This window comes from Pantoea sp. ICBG 828 (assembly GCF_002928355.1).
GTDB lineage: Bacteria > Pseudomonadota > Gammaproteobacteria > Enterobacterales > Enterobacteriaceae > Pantoea > Pantoea dispersa.
This window is the reverse complement of record NZ_POWN01000005.1, coordinates 282,828-296,848: the sequence shown is the minus strand read 5'-3', so window position 1 is coordinate 296,848 and position 14,021 is coordinate 282,828. Positions and strand designations below refer to the sequence as shown.

Below are 14,021 nucleotides of genomic sequence, written 5' to 3'. Positions count from 1 at the left end.
CGTAAAACCGGCTGCTTTCCCGCGGCACTCAGGACAAAATAGCGGCAATTTTGTACGAGAGAAAAAGATGAAAATCCTGCTTGTTGATGACGATGTTGAACTTGGCACCATGCTGAGCCAGTACCTGATTGCCGAAGGTTTTGAAACCCAGCTGGTGCTGACCGGCAGCGCCGGGATTGAAGGGGCGTTATCCGGACACTACACCGCGATGATTCTCGACATCATGCTGCCGGATATGAGCGGTATTGATGTGCTGCGTCAGGTGCGGCAGAACAGCCGCCTGCCGGTGATTATGCTGACGGCGAAGGGCGACAATATCGACCGCGTTATCGGCCTGGAGATGGGCGCGGATGACTACGTGCCCAAACCCTGCTATCCACGCGAGCTGGTGGCGCGTCTGCGCGCGGTGCTGCGTCGCTTTGAAGATCAGGCACCGGTGCCGGATAAGAAAGAGGTCCTGCGCTGGGGCGATCTCAGCCTGAACCCGGCTACGCGTATCACGGAGTGGCAGGGCAAAGCTTTTGATCTCACCGCGTCGGAGTTCAATCTGCTGGATCTGCTGCTGCGCGCACCGGACCGCGTGGTGTCCAAAGATGAGCTGTCGGAAAAGGGGCTGGGCCGTCCGCGTGAAGCTTACGATCGCAGCGTGGATGTGCACATCAGCAACATCCGCCAGAAGCTGGCTGCGCTAACCGCAGACAGCGTGAATATTGAAACCGTGCGCAGCATTGGTTATCGCATTCGATGAAACACAGCTACCGTGGCCGCATGTTCTGGAAGATCCTGCTGGGCTTCTGGATTGTGTTTGTGATTATCAGCCAGCTGCTGTGGCTGGGCTTTACCTTGTCAGGAAACCGTCACGAGCCGCCGGAGATTGTGGCGGTGCGTCGGATCGTTAATCTGCAAATGGCTTCGGCGGTGTCGGTACTGGAGCGCGGCGGCCCCAGCTCGCTCGACGATATGATGGCCGACTGGGAGCCGAACGATCGCCAGTTTTTCTCGGTGATTCAGCACGCCAGACCGGCCACTACGCCGGACAATGCGCCGCCGGAGACCTTTAATCAGCCGTTTCACGGCCCGTTTCCGCAGGTGATTGTGCGCTGGGTGAAGGGCGCTGACGGTAAAGAGTATGAACTGCGCTATGACGTCAAAGGGCTGCGTGAAGACAGTTCAATGGGCGGCGGAGGCCCGCGTCGTATTCTGAATATCCCCGAGCCGATGTTTACCTTTGCCGGCGCGCTGGGGCTGCTGTTCAGTCTGCTGCTGGCGTGGAACCTGACGCGACCAATGCGTCAGCTGCGCGAGGGGTTTGCCCGCGTGTCGCGCGGTGATTTGTCGGTGCGGCTCTATCCGGTGATGCGTCGACGCCATGATGAGCTGTCGATTGTGGCCCAGGATTTTGATGCGATGGTGGAGCGGCTGGATACGCTGGTGAAAGCGCGTGAGGAGCTGCTGCATGATATCTCCCACGAGCTGCGCTCCCCGCTGGCGCGCCTGCAGTTAGCCACCGGTCTGGCGCGCCAGACGCCGGAGTCGGTAGCCTCCTCACTGAATCGCATCGACGAGGAGGCGCGCCGCCTGGATAAGATGATCGGCGAACTGCTGACGCTGTCGCGCGCTGAGCATGAGAGCATGCCTGGCGAGCAGTATTTTGACCTGACCGGCCTGCTGCATGCGGTGGTAACCGATGTGCGCTACGAAGCGCAGATCCCCGGTGTGCACGTAGATTTTCTGGTGGATGAGAACGCGGATTACACCGTGCGCGGTAATGCTGAGCTAATCCGCCGCGGCGTGGAGAACGTGCTGCGCAACGCGCTGCGTTTCTCGCATCAGGGGCAGCATATTAGCGTGCAGTTGCAGGCGGAGAATCAGTGGCTGGCGATTCGCGTGCGCGATCAGGGGCCGGGCGTGGATGATGAGAAGCTGTCGAGTATCTTCGATCCGTTCGTTCGGGTGAATTCGCCGCTGATGGGCAAAGGTTACGGGCTGGGACTGTCGATCGTGCGCAAAGTGGTTCTGGCCCATCACGGCGAAGTTCAGGCAGTGAATCGTCCGGAAGGCGGGCTGGAAGTGACGCTGCGGCTGCCGCGCTGGAAGCAGGCGTAAAGAATCATGCCAGGCGCAGGCGGTCAGGACGACCGGACAGATCGCAAAGACGGCATAAACCGTCCCTGGGCCTCGGCCCGCGCCATCCATGGCGCGGGACGCTTTGCTCCTCTGCCCGGTCGTCCTGCCCTCAATCAGGCATGGTGCGCTTTGCCAGAAGCGCTCGCCTGCAAATCATTCATCAGCGTGTGAAACAAACAAAAACGGCACCCATTGGGTGCCGTTTTCACGCAATCAGCGCGGTTTACTTCCTGATGCGGATAACCGGCGTTTCGCCCACGGTAACCTGACCGGAGAGTTTCACCAGGTCTTTGATCTCATCCATATTCGAGATCACGACCGGGGTCAGCGTGGATTTGGCTTTCTCTTCCAGCAGCGGCAGATCAAACTCGATCACCACATCGCCTTTTTTCACTTTCTGGCCTTCTTCAGCGATGCGTTTGAAGCCTTCACCTTTCAGTTCTACCGTGTCGATACCGAAGTGCACGAACAGTTCGATGCCGTTATCAGACTCGATAGAAAACGCGTGGTTGGTTTCGAAAATCTTGCCGATAGTACCATCCACTGGTGCAACCATTTTGTTGCCAGTAGGTTTGATGGCGATACCATCACCGACGATTTTCTCTGCGAATACCACATCAGGTACGTCTTCGATATTCACGATTTCGCCTGACAGAGGCGCAACGATATCGATAGTCCCTGACGCGCTCTCTGATTTATCGCCAAAAAGTTTAGAAAACAAACCCATGATCTTCTCCTAAGCAGTAATTTGGGGCCAGCGTCTCGTGGATCAGCAGAGCGTTTTTTCTTTGATGAACTTGTTCACCAGGTTCATCAAATCTTCCGCTGTGGGTTGAGCCAGAGCCTGCTCTGCCAGTGCCTTCGCATCTTCGAAATTGGTATTGCGAATGATCTTCTTGATGCTTGGGATTGAAATGGCACTCATGCTGAATTCGTCCAGCCCCATTCCCAGTAACAGTAGTGTAGCACGTTCATCACCAGCCAGCTCACCACACATGCCGGTCCATTTCCCTTCGGCATGTGATGCGTCGATCACTTGCTTGATGAGGCCCAATACAGATGGCGTCATTGGGTTATAGAGGTGTGAAATCAAATCATTACCACGATCGACCGCCAGAGTATACTGCGTCAGGTCATTTGTCCCAATACTAAAGAAGTCGACTTCTTTCGCCAGATGGCGAGCAATCACTGCGGAAGCCGGGGTTTCCACCATGATGCCCACTTCAATGGACTCATCAAAGGCTTTACCTTCTTCACGCAGCTGTGCCTTCAGCATCTCCAGCTCAGCCTTCAGGAAGCGCACTTCTTCCACCGAAATGATCATCGGGAACATGATGCGCAGTTTGCCGAAGGAAGACGCACGCAGAATGGCGCGCAGCTGGGCATGCAGAATCTCTTTGCGGTCCATGGCGATACGAATCGCACGCCAGCCGAGGAACGGGTTCTCTTCTTTTGGCAGGTTCATGTACGGCAGATCTTTGTCGCCGCCGATGTCCATAGTACGCACGATCACGGCCTGGGAACCCATCGCTTCCGCCACAGCTTTGTAAGCCTGGAACTGCTCTTCTTCGCTTGGCAGCGAATCGCGGTCCATAAACAGGAATTCAGTACGGTACAGACCTACACCTTCCGCGCCGTTGCGCTCGGCACCGGCGACATCTCGTACGGTACCGATGTTGGCGCACACTTCAACCTGGTGGCCGTCCAGCGTAATCGCTGGCAGATCTTTCAGTTTCGCCAGCTCGTGCTTCTCAGACAGATACTGCGTCTGAATCGCTTTCAGCTCTTCCTGCACATCGTCGGTCGGATTGACGTAAATCTTGTTGTTCACGCCATCGATAATCAGGAAATCACCGTTTTTTACGGTAGCGGTCACGTTGCCGGTGCCGACAATTGCAGGCAGCTCCAGCGAACGCGCCATGATCGAGGTGTGTGAAGTACGACCACCCAGATCGGTAATAAAGCCCAGCACCTTTTTCAGGTTCAGCTGTGCGGTTTCGGATGGCGTCAAATCTTTCGCCACCAGAATGGATTCGTCAGCAATGGCGCTTAGGTCAACGATATGCAGACCCAGAATGTTCTGCAGCAGACGCTTGCCGATGTCACGTACGTCAGCCGCGCGCTCTTTCAGATATTCGTCGTCGAGCTCTTCCAGCGCTTTTGCCTGGCCTTCAACCACAGAGTGGGCGGCGGCGTCAGCGGTTACGTGATCTTTTTTAATCAGGTCGATGATTTCCTGCTCAAGCTCTTCGTCTTCGAGCAGCATGATGTGACCTTCAAAGATCGCCGCTTTCTCTTCACCGAAGGTTTCACCGGCTTTCACACGGATGGCTTCAAGCTGCCCGGCTGCTTTGCTGCGACCGTCGAGGAAGCGCTGAACTTCCTGCTCAACCTGGTCGTCAGTAATCTTTTTACGGCTGATGACGATCTCGTCTTCCTTCAGCAGCAGTGCTTTGCCGAAAGCGATACCCGGTGATGCTAAAATGCCTGAAATCATAACCCTACCTTTTAATCACGATGGCTCATTGACCCAATGCGTTGCCACTGTCGCGGAGCAGTACTCTAAGGAAGCAATAACGCGGACAGGTTGTCCGCGATCAACATAATTGCACTCAATGGGGCAAAGGAGTCGGTTTAATGGCTTGCCGGAGCGGAATTACTCCAGTTCAGCCATCAGTTTGACCAGATGCTCAACCGCCTGCTGCTCGTCTTCACCTTCTGCAGAAAGCGTAACAACCGTACCCTGAGTCAGACCCAGAGTCTGCAGTTTGAACAGGCTTTTCGCGCTGGCAGATTTACCGTTAGAAGTAACAGTGATTTCAGACTGGAAAGCCTTCGCTTCTTTCACGAACTGAGCTGCAGGACGGGTATGGAGGCCGTTAGGTGCGGTAATGGTAACTTCTTGCTGGAACATTCTATTTCCCCAACTTTATCAGGTTTGGTGTTATGGATCTAAAGTCTAGCCTGGAGCCGTAACTTTAGCCTGTGTAGGTGCGCTGGTACGGCATCACGCTGACCAAAAAATGCGCTTGAATGAAAAAGTCATTTTTTCGATGACGGATCAAAACTGCTGCAATACGTCACTCTGCTGATTATGCCGTGATTCGCCGTTTCACCAAATCAGTAAATCGATTCAGCTTGATCCACTTCAAAGGCAGATTAATTTCAGGCACCGAAATAATTGGCTGCTTAAATACCAGAGCCGCATCACTGAAATCAATCTGCCCGGTGGTAAAAGTGAGATCTGCGCCACAAAAAAGCACCCATTTGGGTGCTTTTTTCATCATTTTCAGACTCTGTCGTTTACTGTTGCAGCTCTTTTTCGGTGAACAGATCGGCAAACAGTGCGGTACTGAGATAGCGTTCGCCGGAAGAGGGCAGAATCACCACAATATTTTTATTGGCGAAGGCTTCATCTTCCTGCAGCTTAAGGGCAGCCGCCACTGCTGCACCGGAAGAGATACCGGCCAGAATGCCTTCCTCTTCCATCAGCTGACGCGCGGTGCTGATCGCTTCTTCATTGGTGATGGCCACCACGCGGTCAATCAGTTTCAGGTCAAGGTTGCCCGGAATGAAACCGGCACCAATCCCCTGAATCTTGTGCGGGCCCGGTTTGATCTCTTCTCCCGCCAGCGCCTGCGCGATGACCGGGGAATCCGTAGGCTCAACGGCCACGGTGATCAAATCCTGCTTGCCTTTGGTGTTCTTGATGTAGCGGCTCACGCCGGTCAGCGTACCACCGGTGCCCACGCCGGCAATGAAGACATCTACGGCGCCGTCAGTGTCTTCCCAGATCTCCGGGCCAGTAGTCTTTTCGTGAATTTCCGGGTTGGCCGGGTTGCTGAACTGCTGCAGCAGCACATATTTGTCCGGATCGCCGGCAACAATCTCTTCTGCTTTAGCGATGGCGCCCTTCATGCCTTTTGGCCCTTCGGTCAGCACCAGATTGGCGCCCAGCGCTTTCAGCAGCTTGCGACGTTCAATCGACATGGTCTCAGGCATGGTCAGCGTCAGCTTGTAGCCGCGCGCAGCGGCGACATAGGCCAGCGCAATGCCGGTGTTGCCGCTGGTTGGCTCTACCAGCTCAACGCCCGGTTTCAGAATACCGCGTTTTTCTGCGTCCCAAATCATATTGGCACCGATACGGCATTTAACGCTGAAGCTCGGGTTACGCGACTCGACCTTCGCCAGAATGCGTCCATTACCGATGCGGTTCAGTCGAACCAGCGGCGTATGACCAATTGTCAGAGAGTTGTCTTCATAGATCTTACTCATAGCCCGTCCTTAACTGTATGAAATATTGGGAACCCTCAGAGCATACCTGTTCTGACCCCCGGCGGAAGGAAAGAAATCGTATATCTATATAGCCTGCGACCATAAGCCTGATGCAAAAATGCATAAGGCTTTTTGATGCATTATAGATGACGCGCATGCTGGCTGCGGTAGCGATCGACCCACATGGCGGTCGCGCCGCATACCGCGACCGGCATGATGGCGAGATTGAGGATCGGAATCATGGTGAACAGACTGACCAGCGCGCCAAACTGCATATTGGCGGTTTTATGCTGACGCAGCGCGTTACGCATCTGAGGAAAACTGACTTTATGGTTGTCGAACGGATAGTCGCAATATTGTATCGATAGCATCCAGGCGCTAAACAGAAACCACAACACCGGCGCCACGGTCTGGCCAAAGCCGGGGATAAAATAGAGCAGCAGCAGGCCCAGTGCGCGCGGCAAATAGTAGCCGAGCTTCTGTAACTCGCGCTTCATGATGCGCGGGAAGTCTTTCATCATGCCGAGCCAGCCACTGTCCGGCAGGGGTTTTCCGGTCAGACGTCCTTCCAGCTGCTCCGCCAGCAGGCCGCAAAACGGCGCGGCAATCCAGTTGGCGATGGTGGAGAAGAAATAGCTGAATACCAGCACAATCGAAATCACCGCCAGCGGCCACAGCAGATAGCTCAGCCACTGCAGCCAGTCCGGCACGTGCGACATCAGCTGTGGAATCCACTGGCCGAGGCGCTGAAACAGCCAGATAAACGCACCGCCCAGCAGCACAATGTTCACCAGCAGCGGGATGATGACGTAGCGGCGGATACCGGGCAGACGCACCAGTTTCCAGCCCTGGGCAAAATAATGAATACCATTCATGGATGAGACCGAATTCTCAGCGGGCATAGCGAGCCTTTCTCCTTTATGTAGCGGCGCCAACATCATAACCTGGCTTTTTATCGGTGACAGGCGCACTTTGCGCGAAAAAACAGCAAAAAAGCGTGGGGCAGCTATCTTATTTGTCAGAAAATACTGCACAGACTTGCACTTGTGTAGCTGGGCAAATACAGTTAGAGGATAAAGTTTGCCGTGGTGGCAAGGTATTGGAACAACAGAGAATACAATGATGCAGGATTTGCGTCTGATATTAATCGTTGTTGGCGCGATCGCCATAATAGCGCTGCTTCTTCACGGACTGTGGACCAGCCGTAAAGAGCGCTCTTCCGTGTTTCGCGATCGCCCGCACAAACGTCTGAAACAGCGTGAAGAAGCGGATGACGATGATCTGCTGAACAGCGAAGACGATGGCGTCGGCGAAGTACGCGTGCGTCGTCAGCGTGATGCCGAAGACGAGCCGCAGTTCGATGCGCCGGTCACCAAACCTGCTGCTCCGCGTGCGCCGGAACCGGTGCGTCAGCCGTTCCCACGCCAGGAAACGGCGTTAAGCGGCGATCCGCTGCTGGACGATGAGCCGGTACGTCAGCCTGCACCTGCGCCGCAGGCGCCGGTGGCGCAGCCCTTGCCGCAGCCGCAGCCACAACCGATTCAGGCCGATCCGCTGCTGGATAATGAACCGCTGTCCGCCACCCAGCCGGCTCCGGAGTTTACCGCCGCCGAGCCAGAGGTTAAACAACCTGAACCTGCGCCTGTGCAGGAAGCTGCACCGCAACCGCAGCCCGCTGCGCCGGGCAGTAAAAAAGAAGCGGTGCTGGTGTTGCACGTTGCCGCGCATGCCGGTGGCGCACTGAACGGTGAAGCGCTGCTGCAGGGCATTCTGCAGGCTGGCTTCCAGTTTGGCGAAATGAACATTTTCCATCGCCATCTCAGCCCGGCCGGCAGCGGTCCGGTGCTGTTCAGCCTGGCAAACATGGTCAAACCGGGTTCGTTCAATCCGGATGAAATGGGCGATTTCACCACGCCGGGCGTCTCAATCTTTATGATGGTGCCGTCCTACGGTGACGCCAATCAGAACTTTAAGCTGATGCTGCAATCGGCACAGCGCATCGCCGATGATGTCGGTGGCGTGGTGCTGGATGATGAGCGTCGCATGATGACACCACAAAAGCTGGAAACCTATAAAGCACGCATCCGCGAGGTTATTGGCTAAGCGCCGCCAGCAGTATCACCCTTTAACTAAATAACCCCCGCTTGCCGGGGGTTTTTTATCGGACGAGAGAATATGACATCGGTTCAGGAGCAGATCACCGCGCTGCGCACCACGTTACGCCACCACGAATACCTCTATCACGTGATGGATACGCCGGAAATCCCGGATGCAGAATATGACCGATTGATGCGCGAACTGCGTGAGCTGGAGAGCGCGCATCCCGATTTAATCACCCCGGATTCTCCCACCCAGCGCGTGGGCGCGGCACCGCTTGCCACCTTTGAACAGGTGCGCCACGAAGTGCCAATGCTGTCGCTCGATAACACCTTTGATGAAGCCGGATTTCTTGCCTTCAATAAGCGCGTGCAGGATCGCCTGAAAAGCACTGACGATCTCACCTATTGCTGCGAGCTGAAGCTGGATGGTCTGGCAGTAAGTTTACTGTATGAAAACGGCCTGCTGGTGCGTGCCGCCACGCGCGGCGATGGCACTACCGGCGAAAACATCACGGCGAACGTGCGCACCATTCACGCCATTCCGCTGCGCCTGCACGGCGACAATATTCCGGCGCGGGTAGAAGTGCGCGGCGAAGTTTTCATGACTGAAAGCGGCTTTGAGAAGCTGAATGAGGAAGCGCGACGCACCGGCGGCAAAGTGTTTGCCAACCCGCGTAATGCGGCGGCCGGCTCGCTGCGCCAGCTCGATCCGCGTATCACCGCGAAACGTCCGCTGACCTTCTTCTGCTACGGCTTTGGCCTGCTGGAGGGCGGCGAAATGCCTGCCAGCCACTGGCAGCGTCTGCAACAGTTTAAGGCCTGGGGATTACCGGTCAGCGATCGGATTCGCCTGGTGCACACCGCGGATGAAGTGCTGGCGTTTTATCGCCAGGTTGAGCAGGACCGTCCGTCACTCGGCTTTGATATTGACGGCGTGGTGATCAAAGTCGACTCGCAGGCGCTGCAGGAGCAACTGGGCTTTGTGGCGCGCGCACCGCGCTGGGCGGTGGCATTCAAGTTCCCGGCGCAGGAGCAGATGACGATCGTGCGCGACGTCGAGTTTCAGGTTGGACGTACCGGCGCGATTACGCCGGTGGCGCGCCTCGAACCGGTGCAGGTCGCGGGCGTGATAGTCAGTAATGCGACGCTGCACAACGCCGATGAAATCGCCCGGCTGGGGCTGCGTATCGGTGACAAAGTGGTGATTCGTCGCGCGGGTGACGTGATTCCGCAGGTGGTCAACGTGGTGGAATCCGAACGTCCGGCGGATGCGCGCGAGATTGTGTTTCCCAGCCATTGTCCGGTGTGCGGTTCTGACGTAGAGCGTGTGGAAGGCGAAGCCGTAACGCGCTGTACCGGCGGGCTGATTTGCGGCGCGCAGCGCAAAGAGGCGCTGAAGCACTTTGTCTCACGCCGTGCGATGGACGTGGACGGCATGGGCGATAAAATCATCGACCAGCTGGTGGAAAAAGAGTACGTCAAAACCCCGGCCGACCTGTTCCGTCTCACCGCCGGCAAGCTGACCGGACTGGACCGCATGGGGCCCAAATCGGCGCAAAACGTGGTGGACGCGCTGGAAAAAGCCAAATTCACCACGCTGCCGCGCTTCCTGTATGCGCTCGGCATCCGCGAAGTGGGCGAGGCGACGGCGGCCAATCTGGCGAACCACTTTGGCGAGCTGGAAAAGGTCATGAACGCCGATCTCGATGCGCTAATCGCGGTACAGGACGTCGGCAAAGTGGTGGCAGCGCACGTGCGCAACTTCATGGAAGAGGAGAGCAACCGTGAAGTGATCCGCCAGCTGACGGAGGAGGTGGGCGTGCACTGGCCGGCGGTGGTGGTGGTCAAAGCCGAAGAGATCGACAGCCCGTTTGCCGGAAAAACCGTGGTACTGACTGGCTCGCTGTCGCAGATGAACCGTGACGATGCCAAAGCGCGGCTGACGGCGCTGGGGGCCAAAGTCAGCGGCAGCGTATCGAAAAAAACCGATCTGCTGATCGCCGGTGAGGCCGCCGGTTCCAAGCTGGCAAAAGCGCAGGAGCTGGGGATTGCGGTGATCGATGAAGCCGAAATGATTCGGTTACTGGGCGCCTGAGATGGATAAGCAGCAGCTGGTTGACATTGCCAATACCGCGATGCCGTTTGGCAAATACAAAGGGCGGATGCTGATCGATGTGCCGGAAGAGTATCTGCTGTGGTTTGCGCGTAAAAATGAGTTTCCCGCCGGCAAACTGGGTGAGCTGATGCAGCTGACGCTGGCGATCAAAATCGAAGGCTTACAGGGCTTAGTTAAACCGCTCAAGCGCAGTGAATAAGTGACAGGCCCGCAATTGCGGGCCTGATGTTTTTATGACTTCTGCGCTTCAATCTGTTGCTTCGCCAGCTTCTTCTCATTGCCGGCTTTATAGCGCTGGGCAATGAACGAGCACACCATCAGCTGGACCTGATGGAAGATCATCAGCGGCAGGACAATAATCCCCACTGCGCTGGCCGGGAACAGAATGTTAGCCATCGGCACGCCGTTTGCCAGGCTCTTTTTCGAGCCGCAAAACAGCACCACAATCTCATCCGCACGGCTAAAGCCAAACAGCCGGGAAGCGCCAAGGTTGATCGCCAGTGCGACGAACAGAATCAGCAGGCTGCCAGCCAGAATCCACAGCAGGGTATCAACGCCGACGCGATGCCAGATGCCGTTAACCACCGCTTCACTGAACGCCGAATAGACCACCAGCAGAATCGAGGTTTGATCGGTTTTGCCAATCAGGCTGCGATGCTTCTCCACCCAGCCACCAATCCAGCGGCGTGCCAGGTGGCCCAGCACAAAGGGCACCAGCAGCTGCAGCATGATTTTACCAATCTGCTCCAGACCGTTGCCCGGCGCATCGCTGTGCACATTCATCACCAGGTTAACCAGCAGCGGCGAAATAAAGACGCCCAGCAGACTGGAGGCGGAGGCGGCACACACCGCCGCGGCAACGTTACCGCCCGCCATGGAGGTGAAAGCAATCGCGGACTGCACCGTCGCCGGCAGGATACACAGGTAGAGGAAACCGGTGTAAATCTCCGCGCCGACGTTGACCGGATGCCACCACACCAGCAGCAGGCCAAGGATCGGGAAAATCACGAAGGTGCTGCACATAATCCACAGATGCAGCCGCCAGTGGCTGCTGCCAGCGATGATCTTCTCACGCGACAGTTTGGCACCGTGCATGAAAAACAGCAGGGCGATGGCCGCAGTGGTCAGGTATTCGAAGAAATCGACAAACCCGCCTTTGGCCGGAAAGAAGCTGGCCAGCAGCACGGTGATGATGAGTTTGACCATCATCGGGTCAAGTCGTAAAAAGCCCATTGTTACAATCCGGTTAAATGTAATAAATGATGCTGCTGATTGTGCGTCAGACGCGTTTAGAAATAAAATTGATTTATTGCATTAATCTATGAGCGTAATCGATGAATTACACCTTACGACAGCTGCGCACCTTCGTGGCGGTGGCGCAGCACGGCAGTTTCAGCCAGGCAGGGCAGGCGATTGGGCTGAGCCAGTCGGCGGTCAGTCATAGCATTAAAGAGCTGGAAGCGGAGATGGGCGTACGGCTGCTGGATCGCACCACGCGCGAGGTGTTACTGAGCGAAGCCGGACAGCAACTGGCAACGCGGCTGGAACGACTGCTGGAGGAGCTCAATACCACTCTGCTCGATGTGCGCAGCTATGGCGAGCAGCGCAGCGGCACGGTGCGCGTGGCGGCCAGCCAGACGCCCTCGGCGCATCTTATGCCGCAATGTCTGGCCAGCAGCCAGCTGCGTTACCCCGACATTCGGGTGATTCTGCACGACCGCGTGCAGCAGTGGGTATTGCAGAGCGTGCGCAATGCGGAAGTCGATTTTGGCATCGTCATCGGTCCGCTGCAGGATGCGGATTTCGATAGCGAGGAGATTCTGCAGGAGCCGTTTTTACTGTTGTGCCATCAGGATGATGCGCTGGCGCAGGTGCCGCAGGCCCAGTGGTCAATGCTGGCTGGTCGCGCTATGGTGCTGCAGGATTACGCGTCGGGCAGCCGTTTGCTGGTCGATGCCGCATTGCAGCGGCTGGCGCTGAACGTGCAGGTGGTGCAGGAGATTGGCCATCCGGCCACGCTTTATCCGATGGTGGAAGCGGGCATTGGCATCAGTATCTTACCGGCACTGGCGCTGCCGCTGCCGTCTGGTCGTAAGCTGACGGTGCGCCGGCTCTATCCGGAGATCAATCGCAGCCTGATGCTGATTAAACGCAAAAATCGGTCACTCACCCCGGCAGCGGAGGCTATCTGGCAGGAAGTGCGTCAGCAGGCGGCGCTGCTGACGCAGGATCGCGCGCTTAATCCGGCGTTTTAAACATAAACGTCAAGTTGGTTGCTGTCGGTTGGGCGGTTGATGCCATCCGCTTTCACTGCAGTAACCTCCTGTTTCTCCTGCTTCTGCTCCGCTTTCTCCTTTTCCTGCTTCTGCAATTGCTGGATTTGCGCCTGCAGCAGCTGAATCTGCGCGTTAATCGTCTCCTGCTTATCCTTTCTTTGCTTCTCGGTCAGGCTTTTGTCCTTCGCGATGTCTTTCAGTTCATCGTTCAGACTGGCGATTTGTTTGGTCAGGCTGGCGATTTTCGAAGCGCTATCGCTACTGCCGGATGCGCTTCCGGATCCCGAAGTACTGCTGCTGCCAATATTGGTATTGGTCGAAATGGTGGTCATAACGTTCTCCTTGCAAATGTGCCCTTTCGTTATCGGAACGCAGCCGCTGCGGCTTGAGGGTGAGAGATGTTAAATTTGCGAAAAGGTTTCGTCAGGAACGAGGGCGGAAGGGGATAGGGCGGGCACGGCCTCAGGCTGAGCGGGTTCTTTCTTCACAGCTGAAGCGAAAAAGCGCCCTGAGAATGTAAGAGCGGTCAGATATGGCAACCGCAAGTCGCACCCTATTCGTAGCGGCGCGATTCATCGCGCAATAAATTGCGCCGCTACCAAACGCAACCGTAGTTGAATGCAGTTACAGCTTAACTGGCAGCTGGGGGGAACGTGAAGAAACGAAACAAGCGCCCTAAGGACGTAAGAGCAACCAGGTAAGGCAACCGCAAATCGCACACCATTTGTAGCGGCGCGATTCATCGCGCAATAAATTGCGCCGCTACAACATGTGCAAACGTGGTTGAATGCAGTTGCAGCTTAACTGGTAGCCTGGGAAGTGGGATGTAAAGAAACGAAAAAAGCGCCCTGAGGGCGCTTTTTCCTGAATTTGGCGGGTCGTGCAGGATATGCCTCGGCCCATCCGGGGCCTCGCCCTGCGGGTGATGCTGGCGCATCAGCCTGAATCGCTCCCGGCGATTCAGTCGAACCTGCAGCAGGTTCTCATCCTGCACGTTCAGCATCGGCGCACAGAAACGAAAAAAGCGCCCTGAGGGCGCTTTTTCCTGAATTTGGTGGGTCGTGCAGGATTCGAACCTGCGACCAATTGATTAAAAGTCAACTGCTCTACCAACTGAGCTAACGACCC

Annotated in this window: 14 protein-coding genes, 1 tRNA gene and 1 other RNA gene; 6 read left to right on the top strand and 10 right to left on the bottom strand. The window is 56.3% G+C overall.

The features are described from left to right. Positions 1 to 67: 67 nt before the first annotated feature. Both C1Y43_RS14245 and C1Y43_RS14240 read left to right on the top strand, forming a co-directional pair. A complete protein-coding gene (locus C1Y43_RS14245) occupies positions 68 to 748 on the top strand; it encodes a response regulator transcription factor (RefSeq protein WP_021508079.1) in 681 nt (226 codons plus the stop codon). Further along, positions 745 to 2,106, top strand: coding sequence for an ATP-binding protein (locus C1Y43_RS14240; RefSeq protein WP_021508080.1), 1,362 nt, complete (start codon positions 745 to 747; stop codon positions 2,104 to 2,106). The genes C1Y43_RS14245 and C1Y43_RS14240 overlap by 4 nt, the downstream gene beginning before the upstream one ends. A gap of 244 nt (positions 2,107 to 2,350) precedes the next feature. Here the strand turns inward: C1Y43_RS14240 and crr are convergent, their stop codons facing one another. The 6 genes from crr to cysZ all read right to left on the bottom strand — a co-directional run bounded on the left by crr (position 2,351) and on the right by cysZ (position 7,304). Beyond that, positions 2,351 to 2,854 (bottom strand): PTS glucose transporter subunit IIA, encoded by a 504-nt coding sequence (gene crr / locus C1Y43_RS14235; protein WP_010617547.1) that lies wholly within the window; start codon positions 2,852 to 2,854, stop codon positions 2,351 to 2,353. Between the two features lie 42 nt (positions 2,855 to 2,896). Then, complete coding sequence (ptsI, locus tag C1Y43_RS14230; RefSeq protein ID WP_021508081.1) at positions 2,897 to 4,624, bottom strand: phosphoenolpyruvate-protein phosphotransferase PtsI; 1,728 nt, start codon at positions 4,622 to 4,624, stop codon at positions 2,897 to 2,899. A gap of 159 nt (positions 4,625 to 4,783) precedes the next feature. After that, on the bottom strand, positions 4,784 to 5,041 hold the full coding sequence (gene ptsH, locus C1Y43_RS14225; protein ID WP_007889063.1) for a phosphocarrier protein Hpr: 258 nt from the start codon (positions 5,039 to 5,041) through the stop codon (positions 4,784 to 4,786). A 178-nt stretch (positions 5,042 to 5,219) separates the two neighbouring features. Continuing rightward, positions 5,220 to 5,414 (bottom strand): hypothetical protein, encoded by a 195-nt coding sequence (locus C1Y43_RS14220; RefSeq protein ID WP_021508082.1) that lies wholly within the window; start codon positions 5,412 to 5,414, stop codon positions 5,220 to 5,222. 16 nt (positions 5,415 to 5,430) lie between these two features. Next, on the bottom strand, positions 5,431 to 6,402 hold the full coding sequence (gene cysK / locus C1Y43_RS14215) for a cysteine synthase A (protein ID WP_104188615.1): 972 nt from the start codon (positions 6,400 to 6,402) through the stop codon (positions 5,431 to 5,433). Between the two features lie 140 nt (positions 6,403 to 6,542). Continuing rightward, positions 6,543 to 7,304 (bottom strand): sulfate transporter CysZ, encoded by a 762-nt coding sequence (gene cysZ, locus C1Y43_RS14210; protein ID WP_104188613.1) that lies wholly within the window; start codon positions 7,302 to 7,304, stop codon positions 6,543 to 6,545. A 217-nt stretch (positions 7,305 to 7,521) separates the two neighbouring features. On the opposite strand from cysZ, the gene zipA reads away from it, so the two are divergent. The 3 genes from zipA (at position 7,522) to C1Y43_RS14195 (ending at position 10,816) form a co-directional block, all read left to right on the top strand. Further along, positions 7,522 to 8,505 (top strand): cell division protein ZipA, encoded by a 984-nt coding sequence (gene zipA, locus C1Y43_RS14205; protein WP_104188612.1) that lies wholly within the window; start codon positions 7,522 to 7,524, stop codon positions 8,503 to 8,505. A gap of 72 nt (positions 8,506 to 8,577) precedes the next feature. Further along, positions 8,578 to 10,596: an NAD-dependent DNA ligase LigA gene (ligA, locus tag C1Y43_RS14200; RefSeq protein WP_058781777.1), complete on the top strand. Its 2,019-nt coding sequence runs from the start codon at positions 8,578 to 8,580 to the stop codon at positions 10,594 to 10,596. Between the two features lies 1 nt (position 10,597). Then, positions 10,598 to 10,816 carry a DUF3820 family protein gene (locus C1Y43_RS14195; RefSeq protein WP_058758356.1) on the top strand — a complete coding sequence of 73 codons (219 nt, stop codon included), beginning with the start codon at positions 10,598 to 10,600 and terminating at the stop codon, positions 10,814 to 10,816. Positions 10,817 to 10,848: 32 nt separating this feature from the next. On the opposite strand, the gene C1Y43_RS14190 is transcribed toward C1Y43_RS14195, so the two are convergent. After that, entirely contained in the window at positions 10,849 to 11,850 is a 1,002-nt protein-coding gene (locus C1Y43_RS14190; protein WP_021508088.1) for a bile acid:sodium symporter family protein, read from the bottom strand. Positions 11,851 to 11,951: 101 nt separating this feature from the next. Here C1Y43_RS14190 and C1Y43_RS14185 point away from each other — a divergent pair, with 101 nt between their 5' ends. Further along, positions 11,952 to 12,872, top strand: a complete 921-nt coding sequence (locus C1Y43_RS14185; RefSeq protein WP_021508089.1) for a LysR family transcriptional regulator — start codon at positions 11,952 to 11,954, stop codon at positions 12,870 to 12,872. Here C1Y43_RS14185 and C1Y43_RS14180 read toward each other — a convergent pair. From C1Y43_RS14180 to C1Y43_RS14170, 3 genes are all read right to left on the bottom strand, one after another. Continuing rightward, on the bottom strand, positions 12,869 to 13,225 hold the full coding sequence (locus C1Y43_RS14180; protein WP_021508090.1) for a FlxA-like family protein: 357 nt from the start codon (positions 13,223 to 13,225) through the stop codon (positions 12,869 to 12,871). The two genes, C1Y43_RS14185 and C1Y43_RS14180, sit on opposite strands and share 4 nt — an antisense overlap. Before the next feature lie 539 nt (positions 13,226 to 13,764). Then, positions 13,765 to 13,901, bottom strand: a non-coding RNA gene (locus tag C1Y43_RS14175) — RtT sRNA. A gap of 44 nt (positions 13,902 to 13,945) precedes the next feature. After that, positions 13,946 to 14,021 (bottom strand) — tRNA-Lys (locus C1Y43_RS14170).